Origin of the sequence: Mesorhizobium sp. M4B.F.Ca.ET.058.02.1.1 (genome assembly GCF_003952505.1) — a bacterium.
Lineage (GTDB): Bacteria > Pseudomonadota > Alphaproteobacteria > Rhizobiales > Rhizobiaceae > Mesorhizobium.
In genome coordinates, this window is the sequence record NZ_CP034450.1 from 4,748,968 (window position 1) to 4,773,130 (window position 24,163).

Genomic DNA, 24,163 nt, shown 5'->3' on the forward strand with positions numbered 1-24,163 from the left:
GAGGCCAGCATTTCGATCTGCCCGGACATTACGCCCATCCCCTGCGTTCGCGCGCACCGAGCTGAATCCAGTCAAACCGCGTGGCGATCCGAACCAATTGACTCGTGAATCGCGGCTTCGACGTCCAGAAGGCTATATCTTAGGTGCGGGCTGGGAGCTTCGGTACTCGGATACGTTGCTAGATGCCGGCTCGAATTCGTAAGTCAAGCCCGCATCCGCTCGCCCTTCGGGTCATACATCGGTTCGAGGGAGACTTCCGCGGCATAGCACTCGCCGGCGATCTCAATCTCATATGAAGAGGAGAGCAAAGCTGCCCCACTTTCGTCTTTGCACGGTACATAGCCAAGGCCGAGGGATCCACCGAGCGTGTGCCCGTAGTCTCCGGAAGTGATTGTTCCGGCGAACCGACCGTCTCGGAAAACGACTTCGTTCTTATGAAGTAGAGGGGCAGGATCTTTAAGGCGGAACTGAACCAACCGACGGTCGAGTCCCGCCTCAAGTTTTCTCAGCACCGCATCGCGGCCAATATATCTAGGCTTTGCCGTCTTGACAGCGAAGCCCAGCCCCGCTTCGAGCACGTGATCCCCGCTGCCAACATCATCGGGAAGGTGCCGACATGCCTTCTCCATGCGGCACGAGCCGAGGGCATGGAGTCCACACAGCTTGAGTCCGACATCGGCGCCCGTCGCCTCGATTACTTCGAAGACATGAGCGGCTTGGTCAGTCGGAATGTAGATCTCCCAGCCCAGCTCGCCGACACAGGCCACTCTATGGGCCCGCGCCAGGCCCATCCCGATCTCAATCTCCTGCCAAGTGCCGTAAGGGTTGTTGTCGTTGGAGAAGTCATTCGGACTCACTCTGCCGAGCAGTTCGCGCGAATTCGGTCCCATCACTGACAGGATGCTTTCAGACGCCGACACATCGGCGATAACGACGAACTCGTCGCCTAGATGCCGCCTAAGCCAACAGAGATTGGGTTGTAATGTGAGGGCTGACACGACCAGCAGGAAAGCAGTCTCCGTGAGACGACTCACGGTCAGATCGCTCTCGATCCCGCCTCGCTCGTTCAGCATTTGCGTATAGACGATCCGGCCAACCGGCACGTCGACATCATTGGAGCAAAGTCGCTGGAGGAAGGTGGTAGCGTCTCGGCCCTCCACTCGGATTTTTCCGAATGAGGTTAAGTCGAAGATACCAACGCGTTCGCGTATCGCCAGGTGCTCTTCGCGCTGATTATCGAACCAGTTTTGGCGATACCAGGAGTATCGGTATTCACGCTCCTGGCCCTCCCTGGCAAACCAGTTGGCTCGCTCCCAGCCCACCATCTCACCGAACACCGCCCCGCGTGCCTTGAGATGTTCATGAATTGGCGAGCGTCGAATGCCGCGTGCTGTGGTCATCTGACGAGCGGGGAAGTGGTCGCCAAACGAGAGTCCCACTACTTCCGAAACCCGCTCTCTCAAGTACGAACGGTTTTTCTGTAAGGGTTCCATCCGACGGATGTCCACGCCCGACAAGTCGAAGGGCGGCTCATCGTCATTCATCCACTGCGCCAGCGCTAAGCCCGCACCCCTGAGGCAGCTATTCCTGTACTGTTGTAACCACATGCGACCCAATAGCCCCTAACATCAGGAGCTTCACCCAGGTGATATTGATCGTCCGGAGTGAAGCTTTCCGGGCCGTTGAAGAAAGTACGAATACCGGCTTTTGCCAGCATCGGAACCCGCTTCAGAGCCTTCTCCACAATAGGTTCGAAATGCGCAAAGTCCTCGGACAACTGATCGAAGCAGAAGCTTTCCGGAATGCCGCCCATCCCCCACGGCTTCGCCTTCGGTTCGACCGCCCCAAAAAGAATTTTCCCTGCATCTTCCTTGTAGTACGTATATTCGTCAAGAACCCGTAGGACCGGTAGTCGATCTAGCCCATCTATTGGCTCTGTAACCATGTAGAAATGTTCGCACGCATGCAATGGAACCGCGACGTCGCTTCTGGCGCCGAATTCCCGTGCCCACATCCCCGCGCAGTTTACGACCTTATCTGTTTCAATTACCCCTCGCTCGCCATCCTTCTCCCATGTCACGCCCGACACCCGTCCGTTCCTCGCCTGAACACTGGCTACCTTCACTCCCTCAAAGATTGCGGCGCCACGCTGGCGTGCGCCTTTGGCTAGCGCCATCGCGACGTTGCCTGGATCACATTGTCCATCATTAGGGAAATGAAGCGCAGCAGTGACATCAGACACATTGATATGAGGGTACATTCCCTCGAGTTCTCGCACAGAGATCGTTCGCGCCCCGACGCCGAAGGCGGCTGCGAGAGAGAGTTGCCTGAATAGCTCGTGCTTGCGCTCCTGTGTAAGTGCGATAGACAATGAGCCGACGCGGCGAAGTCCGGTTGCAATCCCCGTCTCTTCCTCCAAACTCGAGTAGAGTTGCATTGAGTACTTGGTTAATTTCGTCATGTCGCTAGACTCGCGAAGCTCGCTGAGTAATCCGGCGGCGTGCCAGGTCGTGCCGCACGTAAGTTGCTTACGCTCGAGCAGGATCACGTCCGTCCAGCCCAGCTTCGCTAAGTGATATGCGACGGAGCACCCCGACACGCCGCCTCCGATTATGACAGCTCGCGCTTTTGAAGGCAGTGGTTTCATTTCGGATACCTCAACCCGGAAAAATGTGGTGCGACTTTCATTGTAAGCTCCTGTCCAGTGTCTTTTCGGCCTCCTCGCCAGAGCCAGCGGAGCGCGCCCTCCAGAAGTTCCGGGTGGAATGGTGAGCCTAGCGAGACGACGAGGTCACCTCAGATCGCTATCCCTTGTCGCCCTCGCGAAGAGTTCCCGGCCAGAGCCGCATGGCGGGCTGGCGGGCGATGCTGTTCATCCTCGAGCTTTGCGGTCTACTAGGTGTGGCGCCAGTCTAGCCCGGAGACCGCGGCCGTTTGGTGCCAGGACCAAGATACTCTTGGCCGTGCATGTATCGGATGTCGGCGTGGAGCTGGGACTCGCCCCTGCCTCTGGTCGTGAATGATAGCGCTGGCGCGAAGCCCGCCCGCCCGCACCGCTGGAACGGTAGACGGGGCCCCGCTCGGCAAGCCCACTTCTCCCACCGCTCCTTGCGTCGGTTCGACCAAATGTTGCGACGCCTGTAAGCTGTGGTGATCTGCCGCCCTTCGCCCGTGGCAACGTCGAAGCGCCAGATCAGGTCTAGTCAACACGCAGCTATCGCGAAGACCAAGCGTGTCCCGTTGGACGTCCAGGACATCGAGGCGATCACGCCGGGGCGGAAAGCTTGTGTTCTCCTCCGTGCCGCTGGTGATCGCGGATGAAGGCCAGGTTCCCCCCTTGTCGATGCTGATGATGGCGCGCGCTTGGTCGGGCGCGAGCGCCATCGCAACTACGTTCTTTCCGTTCCAACTCCGTTCGTGTTCGAGTACTTTCCTGTGCTGTCTAGCTATAGCCAAGGTCGGGATATTTGAGGTGGCGGCGTTATTTGATGCCGAATGGAGAGCAAACGCACATTCTTGCGTCGGCTCGGGAACGCTTAGTGTCGCAGGCGCGAACGCATTTTCGGCGAGCTTGATCAATAGGATGAGTCCATGCGGGGGCAGTGCTTGGCAGATCGGCAGCACGTGTCATGCCAACTGAGAAAATCATTTCAGAACAACGATTCATTCTGACAGGGCTTGTGTCTCATCTCCGACATCGTCAGAGATCCGACGACAGTTCAACTGCAATCGCCTGATCGGTCTCCTGTGCGAGCTCGCAGGAACACCCTGCAAACTCAAGCAGTAAAACTCACACCGAGCTTGATTGGCGCGCAGCATTTTCGCTCCAGTGACGCTCCATCGTACCCGGCTCTAAATGGCAATCCCTTGACTAACGATCTGAACGACGAAAATCGGCTGCACGTGTGCCCGACGCTAGAGCAAACTGCCGGCGACCGGCTTGCAATTCACCCTCCACGCTATCGCGTCTCCAGGAAAGTCTGGAACGGTACGCAAGAGTCGACAATGCTGTGAAACGATGCCTCTTACCCGCTCACACCGCACTCGCTGCGCGGTGTTGGCGGTCCGGTCGCTGTTTGCGTCCATATTCTGCCCTCGACAGTTTTTAATGGCACACGGTTTACGAAACGGCGCCATTTACTACGAGTGCTTTCGCGCGCTGGTGCTCCGGACATTTGGCCCGGTCTGCTGCTATGGTCGCGGCATTGCTCCGTGCGTTGCCGTTCATACACCGTCGGAGATTGAGCGGAGAGGTGCTGGACGACCCGCTCCGCTAGGCCCCTCTATTGGTCACCGTTGGCGCGCTGTTCCACCGAGACGACTGGACGCTGTTGTCGGGACACTGCAGCCGCCCTCATAGTCCACGATGACGAGGCAACTCGGGTGGTTGGTCTTTGCTTAAGAAGCCGCATGTCTACGGACCTAGTTCTGCAATATCGGAAACTGCGAATTAATGGTGATTTTTGCAGTAATGCTGCTTATACGGTGCTTTTACGTCGCGACTCGTCGCTCCTGCAAAATTATCTATGCCATAAGCCATCAACACGGAGTCACGGATGAGAGGCACAGGAACCACTGCGCCACAGGCCTCAAACGGCCGGACCTTCTGCAAAGATCAGGGGAACGCGCTTGGTACCCTACGGCGGAAACACTCGCGGTGACGGATCCTGCGGCCGACGAGGAGCTGGCTCAGGTTTCTCCCGTGTCTTCGCCGCGGACTGAACGCCTCCACGAAAAGACGTGCTGGGCCATGAAGATCGAAGTTGTCAGTACCACACCGAGCAGGGAAATTTTCAGATCCGGTTGGGCGCTACCATGCCGATTCCGACGGCGTGGGCCTTATATGCAAGCACTTCACTTATGCGAATGTCTAAGCCCACTGCCGCCGGCTGGCGCAGTTTGCGGCAATGCTCTCGCAAGAGCGTCTTGGACCTCCTCTGCCCCGTCACCCTTCAAATGACACGTTGCCGGAGAGTCAAGGCAAGGAGCTGAAAAGGGCAGAATGCAGACTGTCTTCGAGAGATTCTTGGAAAGGCTTTCAGAAAGCGTCGATGAGGCTGATCTTCGCGGCGCCCTGGCCGATGTCGCCTCTGGACTCGATCTTCGCACTTTTGCCTATCTCTCCTTACCGCCGCGGTCGGATGGCAAACCCACGCTGATCTCGAATTATCCGGCGCCGTGGACAGCACATTATCTTGAGAACGGATATGAGAGTATTGACCCGGTCATTGTGCGCGCACGCAGTGGCGGATGCCCGTTTCGATGGGGATCCGATCTGAGCGGCGAGGAGGCTGCAGGGGCTCAGGTTTTCGAAGAAGCGGCGCAGTTTGGCATCTGCTGCGGCATGACGACCCCGATTATCGACCGCCGAGGCAATTTTGCTGCGATAACCTTTGCCGCAGACAAGCCCGACACCGCATTTTTCCGCGCCACAGAACGCCACGTAGAAGGTCTCCCGTATATCGCGACCTGTTTTCATATGTTCGTTCGCTGCAAACTGTCCGCCGATCGAATGATCGACGGTGTTTTGCTGACGCCGCGCGAATACGAGTGCCTGCAGTGGGCACAAAAAGGCAAGTCCGATTGGGAGATCGGCTGCATCCTGGGGATCACGCAGCGCACGGCCGCCTTTCATCTGGGCAACGCTCGGCGGAAGCTTGGGGTGACGAACACCAAGCAGGCAATTGGGCGCCTGCCCCGTTAGGCTTTTTTCGGTTCACTGACGGGTTACCTTCACGTGCGCGCCGGCGTTGAAGCGTAGCCCCTGCCCGCTTGTTTCCGCCGAAAACGGCGGCCCCGATGAATGTCGTTCTTTGGGAGTCTCGAGGGATCGCTCGCCGGACCTTCACATCGCGAGACCGTTGAAGTGCTGATCGGGGAAGGCGCGTCCGAGCCGACTGGACGGATCCTGGCTATCACCTCCGCGACCGCATTCGGCGCGCGTCTCGGGCCCTGCGCTCAGGAATGGTGACTGTCGTGAGTTCCTTGCGTGGAATCGTGACAGTACCAGCCGTGCGTCAGCCGCCGAACAGTTCCTTGTAGCCGGTCGTTACCATCCAGTTCGCCCGGTCGATATGGCTGCGAACAGCCTTGCGGGCGCGCACCGGTTCAAGGACGGGGTCGATGCCGAGAATGAGTTCGGCCATTTCCTCCACGCTGGCATTGTCGGCGCAGGCGTCGAGGATGCGCAGGTAAATGGTGGAATGCTGCCGATCGTAGCCCGTGATGCTGTCTGACCACGGGACTTCGTCGCGCAGTGTTGAGCTTTGAGTCCCATCTGTTCCCGTTGATCGATTCATGTCTGCCGCGAACCTCGCATGTTGATCGCTTGATTCAAGACAGCATATCCCAAAATGGGATAATCCGGAACCGGGATTAGTGGCTGAGCCGGTCTTTACCTGACCGGTTCGCCTACATGCCCAAATCGCTTCGATCTGTCCGCCACCAGCGGTTTCTGGCCCAGTTGATATCGCTGCGCAAGGCCAAAGGCATGACCCAGGCGCAGGTAGCCGAGAAGCTTGGCCGGCCGCAATCCTTCGTGGCCAAGTATGAGGGTGGAGAGCGGCGTCTCGATATCATCGAGTTTCTCGACGTAACTGCAGTGCTTGACACCGACCCCTGCGAGATTCTGTTGAGCCTGCAGTCATAGCTGGCGCCGGCGCGCCTCGCGGAGCGCACCGCCTGCCATCGGACCAGCCCGCTTTTCTTCGGCAAGTTCATGCGTCTTAGCCATCTGGCGCGGGTCGTCAGACCCGCTAAGCTCCTGTTCGGCCTTTCCTGGAGGCGCAGGGCAGGCGGCACTCCCTTCTAGGCCCGCCGCGGCGTCCCGCTTCCGAGGAAAGCCACGATCGGCGAGCGGAGGCGACACGATGCATGCAACAAAGAAGCGCACCGTAATCGCAGAGAGGCAGGCATTGGGCGGGCTCGGGCGACAGGCTCTATCAGGAGGTCCCCGCCGCATTATCACCGAGCTGGAGCCCGGCTCCGGCCGTATGGCCTGGGCAAGCGGAGAACGGGCATGGGCTGCCGAGGAATGCTTCCAGGGTGCCAGCCAACGGTACTGCAGTAGAGGACCTGCACATCGCAGCATGGCCGAATAAGGCATCCGCTCGGCGTCGAGGGAACTCTGCTTCCTTGCGCAGGCGCATAAGCTCAGACTCAGAGCGACCGATGCCGGCAAAGTGGCCGGCCGCGGCATTCCCCCCAATAGAAAGCTTTCTGAATCGAAAGCGCCTCTAAGCACTCCCATCTCAGGCGCTAGTCGGGGCCGCCTTGACCACGGTATGCGTCTGTTCCGCTGAAAGAGGGCGGCCGCGCTCTCGACAACGGCTTCTTATTGGGGCGACCGTAAAAAGGGCGCACAAGGCGCCCTTCATTTCGACTTGGCTCTGAGTAAGCCGTTTTCGCATCAATTGTCAGAAACGGTAGGTGACACCTGCGCCTATCAGCCAGGGATCAAGCTCCGCCTTCCCGGTCAGGTTCTTGCCGGCCACGGTGACGTCGAAGTCTGGCTTCAGGAAAAGCTTCTTCACGTCGAAGTTGACGCCCCAGTGCTCGTCCACCATGTAGTCGAACCCGACCTGCAGTGCGGTGCCGAACGTGTTCTTGACCTTCAGATCATCGGCGCTGCCGACCTCCTGATGATAAAAGATCGTATAGTTCACGCCGCCACCGACATAAGGCTTGAAGGCGCCGAAATCGGTGAAATGGTACTGCAACGTCAGCGTGGGCGGCAGCAGCCAAACCTTGCCTATATTCCTCAGCGCGCCGATCGAGCCCTGGCCAGTGATGTTGGCATAGGTGGTGCCGAGGATGAGCTCGGCGGCGACGTTGTCCGTGAAGAAATACGAAATATCGAGTTCCGGCGTCACCGTGTTCGAATAGGAAAGACCGGAGCCGGGCACCGCGTTAACGTAGCCCGAATCCTCAGTGATGACCCCCAATGCGCGCAGGCGGATTTGCCACGGGCTCGGCCATTCAACCGAGGCAGCCTCCTGCGGGTCGTATGGGATCTCCGGAAGGTCTGCCGCGACAGCTTGCTGCCCTACCAGCAACAGGATGACGGCCGCTGTGACTCCCCGCAACACGTTCATTCGCTTTGTTGCCATAATGTTGTTTCCTTGCTCGTTAGACTTCACTGTGAATAGTCCTGCTGTGTTGATTGGTATCTACAGAGCACTGGGGCGCATTCTTCGCAAATTGTGCGGGCTTTGTTTGCAACACTCTCGCAGATTATTCGACCTGTACTCACTTCTTCGAAGTTCGCCCCGAACTGCCGGTCGTCAATGAACGCTATCGGCGTGCCAGCCGATCGCGCTGCCAAGGAAATTGCCGCCCAAGGCAATGAATGCGGCCCGCTCAGGATTGTCCTTGCCGTAGCTGTGCCCGCCTGCCGCAGGTCCGTAGAAGCAAGCGGGATAGGTACCGTATCAACCAGCCCGAATTGTCCCCAAGGGGCGCAGGCGAATCTGCCAAGGGTTTGGCGTTAGATTGGTGTCGTAGAGGGGCAGGGGGTAGGCGGAGGGGGAGGCGGAGAGACGCACGGGTCTGGTGGATAGTTCGTCGCGATAGCCTGCTGTGCCAGCACAATCAGGGCGACAGCCGCTGCTACTCCCCGTGCCACGTTCATTCGCTTTGTTGCCATAATATTTCTCCTTGCTCTTCAGAAACGGTAGACTGCTATAGTTCTGCAGTATTGATTGAGGTCGACAGCGTGCGGGCGCGCATTTGCGCAACCGTGCTCGCATTATTTGCACCTTTGCCGCGGCCTCGACCTGTACTCACTCATCCGAAGTTCGCCCCTCTCGAGCTCCCGGTCTCTTATGAAAGCTATCGGCGTGCCAGCCGATCGCGCTGCGAAGGAAATTGATGCCAAAACTAGTGAATGCAGCGCGCTCCCGATTGTCTTTGCCGCATCCGTGGCCGCCCGCGCCGGGCTCGTAGAAGTAGGCGGGATAGCCAAGGGCTTGAAGTTTTGCGGCCATCTTGCGCGCATGGCCCGGGTGGACGCGGTCGTCGCGCTTCATTGTGGCGAGCAGGATGGGCGGATAGGGCTGTCCGGGCGTGGCAGTGTGATAGGCGGAGATTTCCCTCAGGAAAGCCCAATCGTCAGCCTTGTCCGGATCGCCATATTCGTCGATCCAGCTCGCGCCTGCCAGGAGCTTGGTGTAGCGGCGCATATCGACGAGCGGAACTGCGCAGAACAGCGCGCCGAAATGCTCAGGATAGCGTGTAAGCATGTTGGCAATAAGCAGGCCGCCATTTGAACGGCCCTCGGCGGCAATCCGCCTCGGCAGCGTAACGCCCCTTCGCACAAGGTCAGCGGCAACGGCGGCGAAATCGTCATGGGCGAGACGCTTGCCCTGCCTCCGCCCTGCATCGTGCCAGCGCGTGCCGAACTCGCCGCCCCCGCGGATGTTCGCCACCACACACGTGCCGCCGCGCTCGAGCCACAGCTTGCCGAGGGAGGAGTTGTAGTAGGGCAGGAGCGATATGCCGAACCCGCCATAGGCGGAAAGGTGAACCGGGGCATCTCCGTTCCCGTTCGCCGGCCCGACCTGCGTGTAGGGGATCATCTCACCATCAATCGAGGCTGCCTCGTGCCGCGTGACCACCAGTCCGCATGCGTCGAAATACTCCGGGCTGCGCTTCAGGATCACTGGAGCACCGAGAGGCGGCGCATCATTGAGATCGAGTAGGAGCAGTTGCGACGGTGTGATCGGGTCCTGAGCCGAAACGAGGACCTCTCCATTGGTCTCGTGATCTTCCGCATCGAGGGACCAGAGGTGGACAGTCCCTCGCGCGGGCACCGTGTCCAGGGCTCGGCGAGTCCATTCCTGCCGACCCGGGGTGAACACTTCGAAACGCGGGGCGAGGTTCGCGAGGTAGGCGACAATGAGCTTCCCGTCATTCCAGAAGAATGACTGCAGACAGCGCCTCTCGTCCGGTTCAAACAGGGTGCTAAAACGGCGTTCGCCAGCGATGAAAGAGGAAAGTGAGATGCCGATCAGCGCGTCGGTGGCATGGGTCGTCCCTCCCACTGTCCAGGGCTTGCGCGGCTTTACCGCCAGCCAATCGCCGAAGACATTCCACCTGGCGTCCCGAGGAAGGTTGATCTCAAGCTTCGGCCCACTGCGGTCGCCGATTCGTCCTATCGCCTGGAACAAGCCCAGACCCTCGAGGAACCAAAGGCGCTCGCTCTCGGCGATGCGGTCCAGATGACCCGACACGCCAAGGGATTCGGAACCGGTCTCAAAGATTACCGGCGCGGTGAGGGGATCCGCGTCACGCTTCCACAGTCGTACGGTGCGGGCGTAACCGGAGCGGGTGGCCATGCCCTCACCAAGCGCACTGAAGAGCAGAAGCGTGTCAGGGTCGAGCCAATTTATGCCGCCCTTGGCCTCCGGGAGATTGAAACCTTCGGCGGCAAAGCTCTGAGAGCTCAGGTCGAATTCGCGATGCACGACCGCGTCGCTGCCGCCGCGCGACAGGCGCAAAACGGCTCTTTCGAGCGTCTCCGGCTCGATCGACGCGCCGCCCCAGACCCAATCTTCTCCGTCGCTAGCGGCGAGGGCGTCCAGATCGATCAGCAGCTCCCATTGGGGATCCGCCTTCATGTAGGCGGCAAGGGTCGTCCGGCGCCACAGCCCGCGCGGATTTCCGGCATCTTGCCAGAAATTGTAAAGGTATTGACCGTGGCGCGTGACCAGGGGAATCCTGTCGAAACGGTCGAACATCACTGTGAGCGCCGCCCGGTCGCGCTCGAACTGCTTTCCCGCGAAGAGCTTCAGGGTCTTTGCCGACTGGCTGGCGGTCCACGCGAGTGCCGGTTCGCCTTCTACATCTTCAAGCCAAAGATGGGGGTCATCGTCGGGCGCATTCAGCGTTGGGCGGAAATCGAATTCGCTCATGTCCGAAAGACCTGAGGAATGAAAGCGCAATGGCTTGCGTCTGCTCGGGAATGCTCAGTGTTTGCGGCGGCGCCTGTATGTCCGAAAAACGTAATCATGGATGAGTTCTTCCCAGTCGATGCGGCGTCGCAGTGCTTTTGCGCATAGGACCGCAACCGTCGTGCCAACTGGCAAGACCCTTACGGAACAATGCGATGGCCCTGGCAGCGCTGTGTCAGAAGTCAGACATCGTCGAGAACGCGACAACGAGCGTACCCGTAATCACCAGATCAACCTCCGGCGCGATCGGTGACACCGTGCAGAACTCAAGCAGTGAGGCTCACAAAGAACTGGGGGTGGATGGTCGGCGCTAGAGGCGCGCATTCGCATTCGTAGAGGTCTATCGCGACGGGGCCAATTATGGCCGGGGTCCCCATCCTCAGCAGAATCTGTAGTACGAGAGCCCACTACGCGTCCTCAATCCAGCATCGAAGTTGAGGCATATCGATAATGCCGTCCCATCATGTCTCGGTCGAAGACCAGATGCTGCACCGAACACCAAATCTCATCAACCGTTCTGCCAACGGCTTGCCGCGACGCATAGGTCTCAAACACGTTCCAAGTTCTTCGAGGCTTAGCACGGCACCGAAAATACGGCTTGGTCGTAGCACTATTAATTCGACATAATGTCTAGTACGCATCATCGAAAACAAGTAAGCTATCAGCTTTTACAGCTGTTTCTGGGTAAACCTCTAAATATCGCATCAATGTGCTATCGTAAATTCGGTATCCAACGTAGAAAAATCCAATCTTAATGTTCTTACGAAGCGAACGTGTGTTCGCTGGTCGAACGAATGAAGTTACCTTCTCAAGTTCTAAATGCTCGAAAGCAAATTGGACAGCCGCCCTTCCGGCCTCAACTGCGATTCCCTTCCCCGAAGACGCAAGGTTGAGGCAGGTTATTATTTCAACGTTATTCGGATCTTGGGGTAGATACAGCCCGCTGCGCGCTAATCCACAATAGCCCACGAATTTTTTTGCTTGACCTTCATTTTTGACGAACAGCATCCATAGGCCGAAACGATTGTGCTGCCAATGAATGATGAACTGAAACAGTGCAGCTTTCGACTGCTCTAAGGTCGGAGAGACGCTATCCTTGGCGTTAACCACAAACGGATCGCTCCAAAGTCCATGTAAAAGAAGCTCGTCGCTATGCGACGGCGGCCTTAGGAATAGGTGTGGCGTTTCTATGATGTGCATGAGAAGATACCTTATTTCTGAGCCGGCACTTATAGTTGTGGCGGCACCAATGAGATATTTCCGAATAGTTCTTGGATAAAGTCTAATTAATCTATGCAATAATTTGTTTCCGAATGCTAAAGATTAAAATCCGCTGTGACGCATAGCCATTGCGCGCTGATGAGGTTGTTTACCCAAGGAGGAGGCATGCCTTGCTCCCAAATGGAGAATGACACCCTTGGTGCAGGCTCACCTCCAATCGGTGGGCGAATGGGGCAGCGTGTTTGGCGATTCCGTGGTGGCTATCGCGATCCTTGATCGCCTGCTGTCATCCGACAGTGATCATCATCCGCGGTGACAGTTACCGGCTTCGAAAGAAGCGTAGTGCTGGCCTGTTGCAGAAGGTCGGAACGATGGTCAACACCAACGAAACCGCAAACAATGAGGATGAGTCAAATCCACACTCGCTTGACACTTTACCCGAACCAAGGGCAGGGGACAACTCTGCCTCGGATACCGGCGGCATCCAGGGGCAAGCGAAGCCAGCCGGGCTCCATTTCCGTACCGCTCGACTAAAGCCCGGCGTGAGCACCGCCCAAAGAAGCGATTGCGCGCCTGGCCGGTTTTGCGGTCCTGTGAGGAGTCCCCTTAACCTGTACAACTGTACAGGCTGCCATAGCGTGAAACTTGGCCTCCAATGGCGGGAAATTCCCCAGGAGACCTCCCGATGACTGAGCTTATAGCGCCGGCGCTACGACAACTTGCCCACAGCCAGCGTGCAATCCACCGCGACGCCCACTGCGCCTTCAAGGAAAGTCTGGGACGGGATGCACGACCGGATTACGGACATGAAATCAATTGCGTTGGCGTGCACAGGCCGCGGTGGCTGTCGCTACGCGGGTTTGACGGCCTGGAAGCTTTTGCGCGCGCCTTCTACCCTCGACAGTGCCAATGGCACACGCTTTTACGAAATTGCGTCATCGTGGTCTTGCGGCTCCGGCGCCGGTGCTTTGCCAGGTGGCATGATGTTTCTACGTCCGTGGGGGCGGGCAGGGGAGCACATTGATGCCTACAGTTCTCGTGACTGTCGCGGACGAGGCTGATTGGCGGGACGAAAGATCATACGATTACAGCGCCGGTCTGACGCCGCGCCAGTGGGCCTGGGAGTTCTTACGACGCAATCCAGCATTCCAGCGTGATGTGACCGCTGCAAGCCAGCAGGCCAATACTTTGTCCAGCCGACCCTTTCTCGACGTGGTCGCGTCGGCCGGCGACCTGTCACGCTGGGGTGTTCTGTTTCGCCAAGTCATATGGGCGCAATTCCCTTGTGTTCTGGTGTCCGCTCTGTTGCGTCCATGTGCTGCCGGTCATTGCAGAACAACTGTCTGCATCGTCGGGGACATCGCCGTTCGAGCTCTCGGCATTGCCATGTCGTGCGACGGTCCTGCTGGCGCCCGACAAGGGCCAGCATGTTCTTCTTCGCAACGCGGAGCATACCCTCCAGCTCGCCGTCTCTGGCGCGGATATCTTGCACCCTGTCTACCTCCGTACCGAGGCGATCTGGCCCGCGACGCTTTCGAAGCATCGCCTGAGGGCGCTCGAGTGTCTCAATGCTCTAAGTCTGGGCGAGCAACTGCCCGCGCGCTTGTTTCCGCCGGAAAAACGCAGTGCCCGTTTGACCTTCGTTCTTCGTGCGCTCGACGGCGCACTTGCCGGAGCGTCACATCGCGAGCTCGCCGAAGCGCTCATTGGTCAACGGCGCGTCCATGCCGACTGGAGGGACCCGCGAGATCATCTGCGCGACCGCATTCGCCGCGCCGTCTCTCGTGGCCGCGCCCTCATGAATGGAGGGTACAGAGATTTCCTTCTTTAAAAGTGACAGTCGGCCCTGCGTCAACCGGCGAACAGTTCGGAGCTAGTACTTGGTTGCACCAGCTCGCCAGCTCGGCACGCCTGCGAAGCGCTTGCAGGCGAGCTCTGGTTCAGGCGTCGGTCGATGCCGAGAGGCACGTTCGTATTGTCCGATAGCCGGCAATGTCGACTATGCAACGTGTCGAAGCTGAGACTCGGGTGTTTTGAATGCCTTTTGCCTTGGCACGCTAAATGCACGCTATTCAGCAAAACGTGCGGACTGAGTGGTCCCACCTCTGCGATAAACTCTGACTTACGCCACCTCCCAAGGCGTGCCCGGCCCGGCAGCGAGCTCAGTCTCCTGCCGGGCATGCCTTTTCAGACGTACTTGCGTTCAGAACTTCAAATTAGGCGGCGCAATGTCCGGCTGAAGAGGATTGGGGCGCGGATGGACAACCTAAGAGGCGCCCGAGAGACTTAGGGCACCGGGCGAGCGCGATCTCATGGGCTGCTGCGGCGCGGCAATCAAAGTGAGAGCGCAGCGTCAATCAGGATGAGAATGCCGGCGGCTTGAGACGCAGGGAGGTCGTAGCCCGACCGGAGTTTCAAGCCGCCGGCGGCGTTCCTTTCGGAGCGTGTCTGGTGTTCGCGGCCGACCGGGTATGCCGGTGGTTTTTCCGTTTGGAGGAATCACTTTGTGCCCGGCCGCCACGTAACCGATCACCAGATGAGGCTTTTCATGAAGTTCCGGCAGACCCATACGACGGCCGTCGCGGCGGCGAAGGCGTCGATCAGCACGGCCACGGCCTATCGCATCGAGAAGGATTCGAGGCTGCCCTAGCAGAGGAAGGTTCCGCGACAACGGCGCCGCCCCGATCCGCTCGCCGACATTTTTGAGGCCGAGATCGTTCCGCTGCCGCGGACCACGCCCGGCATCCGACCGGTCGCCATCTTCGAGGAGATGCTGCGGCGTCATCCCGAGCTGGGCAACGCCATTCGCCGCACGATCGAGCGTCGCGTCCGATCCTGGCGCGCTGTCCATGGCGAGGAACAGGAAGTCATCTTCCGGCAAGCGCACGAACCCGGCCGCCTCGGCCTGTCGGATTTCACCGATATGGGCAGCGCTGGCGTCACCATCGCCGGACAGCCGCTCGATCACCGTCTCTACCATTTCCGACTCGCCTATTCCGGCTTCGAGCATGCCCATGTCGTGCTCGGCGGCGAGAGCTTCGTTGCGCTCGCTGAAGGCCTGCAGAACGCACTCTGGTTGCTCGGCGGGGTACCGCGCGAGCACCGCAGCGACAGCCTGTCGGCGGCGTTCCGCAACCTGGACAAGGATGCCCGCGCGGACCTGACGCATCGCTACGAGGAACTGTGCGGCCATTACGGCATGACGGCGACCCGCAACAATGCCGGCATCGCGCACGAGAACGGCTCCATCGAAGGTTCTCACGGCCATCTCAAGCGGGCGATCAACGATGCATTGCTGATGAGGGATCGAGCGATTTCGACGATCTGGCCGTCTATCGCTGCTTCGTCGACGAGATCGTCAGCCGCGTCAACGCCCGCAATTCCAAGCGCATCGACATCGAGCGCACCGAACTCCAGGAACTGCCTGTCCGGCGCACGTCCGACTATGATGAGGTCTCTGTGCGGGTCACGTCGGCGGGCGGCTTTACGCTGCGCAAGGTGTTCTACACCGTGCCTTCACGCCTGATCGGCCACCGGCTCAGGGTTTGCCTGTTCGATGATCGGCTGGATATCTTCATCGGCGGCACGCAGCTCATGACCCTGCCGCGCGGGCGGGCCTCGCCGTCGGCAAGCACGACCAGGTCGTCAATTACCGGCACGTCATCCATTCGCTGCGCCGCAAGCCGATGGCGCTGTTGAACTGGTCTACCGCGACCAGCTCTTTCCGCGCGAGGCCTATCGGCGAACCTTCGACATGCTCATGGATCGGCTGCCGGAGCGGCAGGCCTGCCGCATCATGGTGGATCTTCTCGCCATTGCGCACGAGCGCGGCTGCGAGAGGGAACTGGCCGATCAGCTGGACGCATCGCTGCAGGCGCGCCGATTGCCCGACATGGCGGCCTTGCGGGAACGGTTCGCGCCCGATCCGTCCCGGCTGCCGAATGTCGTCGTGCGCCTTGCTCCGCTCAACGCCTATGAAGCCCTGATCGGGGCCAGCCTGACGGGAGACGCGGCATGAAGACCAACAACGCCGTCGATGCCGCAAGGCTGAGCCTGCTCCTCAACGAGCTGCGCCTGCCGGCCATCAAGGTTATGTGGCCCCAGTTCGCCGAACAGACCGACAAGGAAGGTTGGCCCGCCGCCCGCTTTCTCGCCGCGATCACCGAGCACGAACTGGCCGAACGCGATCGACGCCGCATTGAGCGGCATCTCGCCGAAGCCCGCCTGCTGCCGGGAAAGACCCTCGATGCTTTCGAGTTCGAGGCGGTGCCGATGATCTCAAAGGAGCAGGTGATGGCGATCACCGCCGGCGACAGCTGGCTCGAGAAGGGAGCGAACCGGCTTCTGTTCGGCCCGCCCGGTGGCGGAAAGAACTCGGCCTCGAAGCCGCCATCAACCGACTCGACCGCTTCCACCTGCTGATCCTCGACGACCTATGTCACCAAGGACCAGGCCGAGACCAGCGTGCTGTTCGAGCTCATCAGCGCCCGTTACGAGCGGCGCTCCATGCTCATCACCGCCAACCAGCCCTTCGGCGAATGGGGAAAGGTCTTCCCGGACCCCGCCATGACGCTCGCCGCGGTCGACCGCCTTGTCCACCACGCGACAATCTTCGAGCTGAATGTCGAGAGCTATCGACGCCGCGAGGCGATCGAGCGAAAGCGAGGGCCAGGCCGGCCGGCGTCATATGCGACACCCGCTAACGTCGCTCCTGATTGACGCTCCGCAACAACCAAACCGACAAAACCTCTTGCGCGCGACAATCAATGCCGCGATCATCACCATCGCCGCGACACAAGATTCTCATCCAGATTGTCGCGCACCTCTCTCCCAGATTGTCGCACTATAGGCTGCCTCTCCATCTGCCGAAAGACGGCCACGACACGGGGATGGCGACGCAATGACCTCACGTTCGGCCCTGTGGGCCCAAAGAGCATTTATGACCTGCGTTCTCCGTCGCACGAGAGATCGCGTGTCCGGACGATCATCGAACAGGCCTGCTGCTTCTCGGTCTTCGGTACTACAAACCGCATCGGAGGTCCGGTGGCAGCCTAGACAATAGCTGCGGCGTCTGCCGTGTCATTCTTCTGATGTTTGGTGAACGGCTTCACACCACCGGATGGCGCAGCACGGTGAACTTCACGGCCGAGCTCCGCGATCTCGCGTCCCCAATAATGCGCCGTCGCGCACGCCTTCACGCAACGATGCACCTCCGCAACCCCTGCGCGACCGTAGAACGGGGAGTTCGCACCTGTCAGCAGCCAATTGCAGGTCTTGTGCGCAGACGGCGCGAAAACGCCGATTTCCTGCGACGATGTTCCGGTTATTCGCGCAGCCCGGTCCATCTGGGGCTGCTATATGTCACCATGCGGGCATTGAGCCGTCTGAGGATTGGCCTACCAGGACGGAGACTGGGGAATAGAATCACTTAAAGCAGCCAGATTACTGAGGCGCGAACGTCCAGGGAACTGCCGGTGATCGACAGAAGTGTTCGGCGGGTAGCTTGGCATTGGTTCTTACGAGAGGTTGTAAGGCGTACTAGTCCGGTCTCCATGCAGGGCATCAATGATCAAACAGCATGCGAAGACGGACATCGCAATAAGCATACTGGGGTCTACCGTCCCGCGCCTATCAAAAAAAGAACTGCTGATGACTACGCGGTGCGGCCGAGCCAAAGCAAGCTGCCTTTGGTGAACGATGTCTCAGGCGAAACAATGGACAAACGAAAACATGGATGGATCGAATGCTCGTGCGCTACATTTGCACACCATTGACTCGTTAGTTGCCGATTTAATCGCAGGCACGCCAGTTCTCATTGAGGGCGCGCGCACCTTTTCTCTGCCTGATGCTGCAACGCGTAGCGCCTTGGGATGGTACCAAAATCGTGGCCCTGCGGCTTGGACTGCTGATGTCCGCTCTCCGCATGCGGAAGAACTCGTAGAGGCGATTTCCCAACCGCCACCTGCTGTGAAGGCCTTGCCCTCGCGGCCCGCGAACGCGAACAACAGGCGGCTTCGGCTTAAGAGGGTGGAGGCCCACCGGTTCGCCGGCCTGCATAAGTTTGGGACACCGGATGCGGCCCCGGAGAATTATGTCCACGAGTTCTCGTGCCCAATCACGCTCTTCGAAGGGCGGAACGGATCCGGCAAGACCTCGCTGCTCAATGCCGTCATCTGGACGCTCACAGGTCAGATGCTTCGGCCCCAGCGCGAACCTGAAAGCCCGGAGGACTTCGATTGCTGGATAGGTAATGCGGAGGACGAACGAACAACGCACAAATTGTCGTCACTGACACCCATGCCATTCTTGGATCAGTACCGACCCGACAAGGACTGGGTTCCAGCTGATACATGGGTTGAACTGACCTTCGTTGAAGATGGCGGCGTGAAGCTTCCCCCCATCCGCCGCAGCATGACGCGCTCGCTTCAGGGCAAGCTGAAGGAGTTGCCGCCCGATCTAACCCCGCTCGGGGTCGATCCCATCGCACTTCGAATCGGCACCGTCATGCCGGGGTTACTCCCGCTCATTCAGTTGGGATCTGAGTCGGAACTCGGACGCGCAGTGTCCGAGCTTACAGGGTTGTCAGCGCTCGTGGACCTTGCTGCACATTCGCGTCGCGCGAAAACCAAGATCGACAAAGATCTCGTCAAGGCCAAGCGCGGCGAACGCGATAGGGCGGACGCCGACTACAACATTGCCAAAGGCGACCTCGAAAAGATCTTGCGGACGCATGCTATGCTGGAGCCGCCGACGCTAGTGCCAATCCCGTCGGACGACAAGGCCATTGAGGAAAAGCTTAAGACCATCAAGACGAACTTCGATGACGCAAAGGCATGCGCGTTTGAGTCCGCGAAAGAGATCCTTGGCGGGCGTTTTGACCCCGCCGATGCAAAACTGCGTTCGGACCTCGAAGAGAATATCAGTCGGGCGCTCGAGCGTGTCAGCCAGCCTCAAACGTTGAAGTCGATCGCACGGCTCGCCGACCTCCGCAAACTGACGCCGGACGAGCTTGGCGACGCCGAAAACAGGCTAACTGCCATTCTGACGGAAGCACGCACCCTGCAGGAGCTGGCGCAAAATCCATCGAGCGCAGCGCGCACACGCTTGTATGCACGGATCAAGGCCTGGATGGCCGATCATCCGGACCCAGCACGCGACCAAAACCGGTGCGTCGTCTGTGGTGGCGATCATTCCCATGCTGTTGACCCTGTTACGGGCCAACCGGTCAAACAGCACCTAGCCGGGTCTGCCTCCGACGCTGACCTCTTGTCGCAAACCCTAGCCCATTGGGCGGCAAATGCCCATGGCGTTCTATTGCGCTCGTTACCGGAGGCGCTTCGCACTGAGTTGGTCGTCGACTTGCCGGCGCATCCGTGCGACCTTCTGCGAAAAGCGCTGGTTGACGAGGCTTTTTCGTTCGCACCGTTCGCAGGCATTCTTGGCGAATTGAAATCTCCAACGGCCTTAAGCCTCGATGCCGTATTCCAGAACCGCGCGGAGTTGGATGATCCCCTTGCCATCGCGTTGCCATCAGGCTGTAGCGACCTTCAACTAGCCTTGGAGCGCCTTGACCGAGCAATCCGCTTTGCCCATTGGCGCCAGAACAACGATGCCTTGGCAAAGCAGGTCCTCACCCGTGTGCTCGGGCGCAAGCCCAAGGAAGGGGAGCATACAGAGAAACTGACCCTTACGGGGAAGCTGTTGGAACTCCAAAGCATCGTCAAAGCAGCCGAGCCGATCTCGGACGCGCTGAGCCAGTGTGCGCGGCTTTCAAAGCATTTGGCGACGCGCCGGGCGGCTGAAGCCCGGCTTGACAATTACGCGACGGCAAGCGCGGCGCTCGGTCGACTCGCTGATTTGGGGACGCTGGCTGACCAGCAAGTCGACCAGCTTCGCAAGATTCTTCGAACGGATGCCGCCGCTTGGCGTGATATCATCTATCTCGGCGCATTTCGCGATACGGCTCACCAACTCGTCGACACCGGCATGGGCCGCAAAGGGGAATTGGACCTTGTCGTCCAGACAGGAGGCGTCGCGGCCCCGGCCCAACATGTCACGAACGCGTCTGCCCTGCGAGCGAATTTGGTCGCGTTCTTTTTCGCCTTCTGGCAGCACGTGCTGAAGGAGCGCGGTGGCTTGACTACCCTGGTGCTTGACGATCCTCAGGAGCTGCTTGACGACGAAAACCGGGAGCGGCTGGCGGCCGCGCTCGGAAAATTGGCGAGTGGTGGCGCGCAGGTGATCGTTACGTCCTATGATCCTCGCTTCTGCGGCCGGGTCGCCAAAATCCAGCTTCCGGGCGGAGTTGAGCATCTTGCCGTGCACCCCGCGACGCGGTTGCAGCCCCGTGTCAGGACGATCGTGCCCCATTCCGTCCTGCTTGAGCGGAAGAAGCGCTTCGATGCCGACCCAAATGAAGAAGAGCCCGCACGCGAGTTCGCCGATGGATGTCGCGTGTTCCTCGAGGCGCAGCTTGGTGACCTGTTCGACGATCCGGCCCATTCATCCTGGGCCAAGGCCACACCGAATCCCACGCTGGCCGATTTCGTGCAGCGAATGCGCCCCTTGGTACGGGCCGGGTCGGCCGGGATGTTCGGCGCAGACATTTTCAGGCGGTTCGCTGAACACCCTGCGCTGGGTGACAACTCCCCGGTGGTGGCCTTGATGAACAAGGCCCACCACGGGCGTCGCCAAGACATCACGGCTGGTGAGGTCGCGCAATACGCTGGCCAATTGGTTGATCTGATCAAACTTGCGGAGGACATTCGTGAAGAATGCTATCGCTGGCGCCGGCGGGACTTACCAGCAGCGAAGCAGAAGCTTGCGGCGCCGCCAGCTATCGACTTCACTTCGCTCGCTGCACCGCGGGTCGTCATCTGTCCCGATTTGGCGGCCTTTACTAGGCATCGCGCGGCTGCGGAAACCCAGGACGAGCCGGAAATTCTCGAGCCCTGCGTTCTTGAGAGCTGCGTTGCATACTATCTCAGGCGAGCCAACTTTGGGTTCGCGGCACCCGCTGGCAGCCTCGCTATCGTCAAATCCATACCCACGTTAAGCGCGGACCGGCGGCTGGTGATCGCTCGGCACGGCAAGGACGTTTACGCGCGCCGGTTAGTTCGCAACGCAAATGGTGGCGGATTAATCGCCCTCACCGCCGAGACGCCGGACCCGCGCATCCGCAATCCAAAAAGCGTCTTTCTTCCCGAGGATGAAACGGCAATTCACCAAGTTGTCGGGATCATTTTCGACCACACGGTTAGGGTCGATCATGGCCCGGAAGAGGCCGTGGCAGTCGACGCCAACAGGGAGTTGCAGCGGATCGCAATCGCCTTCCGCGTGGTCGATGAAAGTGCCGTGCCGCTCGCTCTTGATAAGCAAGTTGTCCTCGGAGGAGACCACATCCAGCTCGACACCCTCGGGCATCACCAGGATGCGCTCGTCGCCCTTTGCCTTGATGACGGATCCAGCATTTTCAAGCGGGTGGGCACGGCGCTTCCGGGCGATCTTTCCCATTTCAGGCTGTTCGAGAGCATAGGCGGGATGGGATCGTCACAGGTCCTTTCCGTGGGAAAGGCTGCAAATGGGGTTCCGACGGTCATTGGCGCCCGGAAAATCGTCGGTGTGCTTTACAACGTCTAGCCGCAATCGACATCTGATCCCACGATTGTACGTTCAATGACGCAGGTCGTGTCGCGTCAAAGCAGACCTTGACTCGACCGACGGGTCGAGGATTGCGGGCGGGTTGCGTCCGCCGCCGAGCTTGATGGTGGCAATCAAACTTCTCCCGCCGGGGCAGCTTGCGGAGCCGCGCGTCAATCCTTACCGAGGAGCGATCCTTACAATTCACACCAACGAAGATCGCTCGCTGGGTTACCCGGTCTGCGAACCGCGCAAGCAGACGCTCAGATGCCGCCCATGCAGAGATATTTCATTTCGAGGTAGTCTTCGAGCCCATGGCGGGAACCCTCTCGCCCGATGCCGGACTGCTTCATGCCGCCAAAGGGCGCCGCTTCCGAAGACATACGCCCCGTGTTGATGCCAATCATGCCATATTCCAATGCCTCGGCCACGCGCCAGACACGCCTCAGGTTCGAGGCACGGAAATAGGCGGCGAGCCCGTAGATCGTGTCGTTTGCCTCACGCACAACCTGATCCGCATCGTGGAAGCGGATGATCGGCGCCAGCGGCCCGAAAGTCTCCTCTTGCGCAACCGCCATGATGCTGGAGATTTCTGTGAGGACTGTCGGATCGAAGAAGGTGCCGTCCTTGCCGATACGTTCCGCGCCGCATCGAATTGTCCCACCTTTGGCAAGGGCATCTGCGATGTGCGACTCGATCTTGGCCAGAGCATGCGTGTCGATGAGTGGTCCGACGTCCACTCCCGGAGCGAAGCCGTCGCCAACCGATAAGTGCCGCACTTTCTCCACGAATTTCTGGACGAACTCATCGTGAACGCTCGATTGGACGTAAAGACGGTTCGCTGAAACGCAAGTCTGGCCGGCGTTGCGGAACTTCGCCTGGATCGCGCCGTCAACCGCAGCGTCGATATCGGCGTCCTCGAAAACGATGAAAGGCGCATTGCCGCCGAACTCGAGGCTGACCTTCTTGACCTGGTCCGAGCACTGGCGCATGAGCAGCCGGCCGACTTCGGTCGAACCTGTAAAGCTGACCTTTCGGACCTTAGGATTAGAGCAGAGTTCGCGTCTAATGGCGTCACCTTCGGACGCATAGATCAAATTGACGACGCCGTCGGGAAAGCCGGCTTGGTGGGCGAGGGCGAACATTGCGCCTGCCACGAGCGGCGTCTGTTCAGCAGGCTTGAGCACGATTGTGCAGCCCGCCGCCAGGGCCGGCGAGATCTTGCGCGCCACCATCGACGCCGGGAAATTCCATGGCGTAATTGTCCCGACGACACCGATTGGCTGCTTGATCACCATCATGCGACGGTCCGTCGACGGTGCGGGGATCGTCTCCCCATAAATTCGATTGGCTTCTTCGGCGTACCATTGCAGATACGCGGCCGCATGCGAAACCTCCGACTTGGCTTCGGTAAACGGCTTGCCCATCTCTGCAGTGAGTATGGCGGCAAGATCACCGGCATGGTCAACAACCAGCTGATGCCATCGCCACAGAACGTCGCTGCGTTCTCGGGCGGTCAGCGCCGCCCATCGAGGCTGCGCTACATATGCCTTGTCGATCGCAGCGCGTGTCTCCTCCACGCCCATGTCGGGAAGTTCTGCCAGCACTTCGCCGCTCGACGGGTTGAGGACCTCGAATGTCCGCTCGCTAACCTGCGTGCCGAATGCCGGCGGGCGATCGATGACGCCAAACAGGTCCGGGGATTTCAGGTGGCGGATCATCGGTAGGCACAGGGGCAATACCGGATTCCTCTTAAACGCAGCGAATATGTATGTCGGCAGGGCGTCGGTGTGTATTCCGCACCCGCGGATTCCTTATAGGGCCTCGGCCATACGGCTGGAAGGCCGTCTCACTCAACTTGAAAGGGAATTTTTGAACTCTTTGGCTTGCGGTTCTCACAAGGCGCAAACTGAACAATGGACATCGGCTTCCCAGCCGAAGGTAGTGCATTCAGTCGGGCTGTGCGGCACGATCAGCGCCCTCTGCAAAGGGGGAGACTGGCATGAAGCGCCCCGATCTGGTGAATCGGGCGACTGAACCGGCGAATGCGTCTCAAGCCGCACTCCGCACCAGCTCTGCCCCGTTGAGGGCGTTTGGCGTGACCTGTGCATCCCCCGCAAAAAGCCCGATTGTGTAACCCATGTGCCCGGAATGAACTGTCACCCATCTCTCGGGAAGGGCATTATAAATAACAAGTTAGCTGACCGCTGTTTGAGGCGCAATCACGCGCTTTTTGCGCGGAAGTGCTACGGAAGCACAAGAGATCGTACCAAATTCTATACACCATCTGTGGAAAAGTGTTGCTGGAGTCTGACCCGGGATGAAGGCCCCGATGGGAGCATGTTCTCTTGATG

At 59.4% G+C, this 24,163-nt stretch carries 9 protein-coding genes and 5 pseudogenes; 7 read left to right on the top strand and 7 right to left on the bottom strand.

The genetic code is table 11. The annotated features are described in order from the left end of the window. Window positions 1-203: 203 nt before the first annotated feature. Window positions 204-2,647, bottom strand: a pseudogene (locus EJ073_RS23155) (FAD-dependent oxidoreductase). A gap of 2,355 nt (window positions 2,648-5,002) precedes the next feature. Here EJ073_RS23155 and EJ073_RS23160 point away from each other — a divergent pair. Continuing rightward, window positions 5,003-5,704 carry a LuxR family transcriptional regulator gene (locus tag EJ073_RS23160; protein ID WP_126057730.1) on the top strand — a complete coding sequence of 234 codons (702 nt, stop codon included), beginning with the start codon at window positions 5,003-5,005 and terminating at the stop codon, window positions 5,702-5,704. 313 nt (window positions 5,705-6,017) lie between these two features. On the opposite strand, the gene EJ073_RS23165 is transcribed toward EJ073_RS23160, so the two are convergent. Next, window positions 6,018-6,299 carry a DUF2285 domain-containing protein gene (locus EJ073_RS23165; protein WP_126057731.1) on the bottom strand — a complete coding sequence of 94 codons (282 nt, stop codon included), beginning with the start codon at window positions 6,297-6,299 and terminating at the stop codon, window positions 6,018-6,020. A gap of 116 nt (window positions 6,300-6,415) precedes the next feature. On the opposite strand from EJ073_RS23165, the gene EJ073_RS23170 reads away from it, so the two are divergent. Continuing rightward, window positions 6,416-6,649 carry a helix-turn-helix transcriptional regulator gene (locus tag EJ073_RS23170; RefSeq protein WP_126057732.1) on the top strand — a complete coding sequence of 78 codons (234 nt, stop codon included), beginning with the start codon at window positions 6,416-6,418 and terminating at the stop codon, window positions 6,647-6,649. Between the two features lie 766 nt (window positions 6,650-7,415). On the opposite strand, the gene EJ073_RS23175 is transcribed toward EJ073_RS23170, so the two are convergent. The 3 genes from EJ073_RS23175 to EJ073_RS23185 form a co-directional block, all read right to left on the bottom strand. Then, window positions 7,416-8,108, bottom strand: coding sequence for an OmpW family protein (locus tag EJ073_RS23175; RefSeq protein ID WP_126059318.1), 693 nt, complete (start codon window positions 8,106-8,108; stop codon window positions 7,416-7,418). Window positions 8,109-8,780: 672 nt separating this feature from the next. Next, window positions 8,781-10,910, bottom strand: a complete 2,130-nt coding sequence (locus EJ073_RS23180; protein WP_126057733.1) for a prolyl oligopeptidase family serine peptidase — start codon at window positions 10,908-10,910, stop codon at window positions 8,781-8,783. 669 nt (window positions 10,911-11,579) lie between these two features. Then, window positions 11,580-12,149 carry a GNAT family protein gene (locus EJ073_RS23185; protein ID WP_126057734.1) on the bottom strand — a complete coding sequence of 190 codons (570 nt, stop codon included), beginning with the start codon at window positions 12,147-12,149 and terminating at the stop codon, window positions 11,580-11,582. 235 nt (window positions 12,150-12,384) lie between these two features. On the opposite strand from EJ073_RS23185, the pseudogene EJ073_RS32990 reads away from it, so the two are divergent. The 4 genes and pseudogenes from EJ073_RS32990 to EJ073_RS23205 form a co-directional block, all read left to right on the top strand. After that, a pseudogene (locus EJ073_RS32990) lies at window positions 12,385-12,562 on the top strand (ATP-binding protein); the annotation flags it as partial. Window positions 12,563-13,485: 923 nt separating this feature from the next. Continuing rightward, complete coding sequence (locus tag EJ073_RS23195; protein ID WP_190233806.1) at window positions 13,486-14,001, top strand: DUF2285 domain-containing protein; 516 nt, start codon at window positions 13,486-13,488, stop codon at window positions 13,999-14,001. A 705-nt stretch (window positions 14,002-14,706) separates the two neighbouring features. Next, a pseudogene (istA, locus tag EJ073_RS23200) lies at window positions 14,707-16,188 on the top strand (IS21 family transposase). Then, window positions 16,185-16,889 (top strand): annotated as a pseudogene (locus EJ073_RS23205) (ATP-binding protein). Before istA ends, EJ073_RS23205 begins: the two co-directional pseudogenes overlap by 4 nt. Before the next feature lie 210 nt (window positions 16,890-17,099). On the opposite strand, the pseudogene EJ073_RS32460 reads toward EJ073_RS23205, so the two are convergent. Further along, window positions 17,100-17,388 (bottom strand): annotated as a pseudogene (locus EJ073_RS32460) (IS110 family transposase); the annotation flags it as partial. Between the two features lie 512 nt (window positions 17,389-17,900). Between EJ073_RS32460 and EJ073_RS23215 the strand changes: the two are divergent. Then, the gene (locus tag EJ073_RS23215; RefSeq protein WP_190233807.1) at window positions 17,901-21,809 is read left to right on the top strand and encodes an AAA family ATPase; all 3,909 of its coding nucleotides are present in this window, start codon (window positions 17,901-17,903) and stop codon (window positions 21,807-21,809) included. A gap of 263 nt (window positions 21,810-22,072) precedes the next feature. On the opposite strand, the gene EJ073_RS23220 is transcribed toward EJ073_RS23215, so the two are convergent. After that, window positions 22,073-23,530 carry an NAD-dependent succinate-semialdehyde dehydrogenase gene (locus EJ073_RS23220; RefSeq protein ID WP_245455332.1) on the bottom strand — a complete coding sequence of 486 codons (1,458 nt, stop codon included), beginning with the start codon at window positions 23,528-23,530 and terminating at the stop codon, window positions 22,073-22,075. Between the last annotated feature and the right edge of the window lie 633 nt (window positions 23,531-24,163).

Coding starts and splice junctions, on each gene's coding strand:
- EJ073_RS23160 (WP_126057730.1), top strand. CDS start 5,003: ATGCAGACTGTCTTCGAGAGATTCTTGGAAAGGCTTTCAGAAAGCGTC.
- EJ073_RS23165 (WP_126057731.1), bottom strand. CDS start 6,299: ATGAATCGATCAACGGGAACAGATGGGACTCAAAGCTCAACACTGCGC.
- EJ073_RS23170 (WP_126057732.1), top strand. CDS start 6,416: ATGCCCAAATCGCTTCGATCTGTCCGCCACCAGCGGTTTCTGGCCCAG.
- EJ073_RS23175 (WP_126059318.1), bottom strand. CDS start 8,108: ATGGCAACAAAGCGAATGAACGTGTTGCGGGGAGTCACAGCGGCCGTC.
- EJ073_RS23180 (WP_126057733.1), bottom strand. CDS start 10,910: ATGAGCGAATTCGATTTCCGCCCAACGCTGAATGCGCCCGACGATGAC.
- EJ073_RS23185 (WP_126057734.1), bottom strand. CDS start 12,149: ATGCACATCATAGAAACGCCACACCTATTCCTAAGGCCGCCGTCGCAT.
- EJ073_RS23215 (WP_190233807.1), top strand. CDS start 17,901: ATGGATGGATCGAATGCTCGTGCGCTACATTTGCACACCATTGACTCG.
- EJ073_RS23220 (WP_245455332.1), bottom strand. CDS start 23,530: ATGATCCGCCACCTGAAATCCCCGGACCTGTTTGGCGTCATCGATCGC.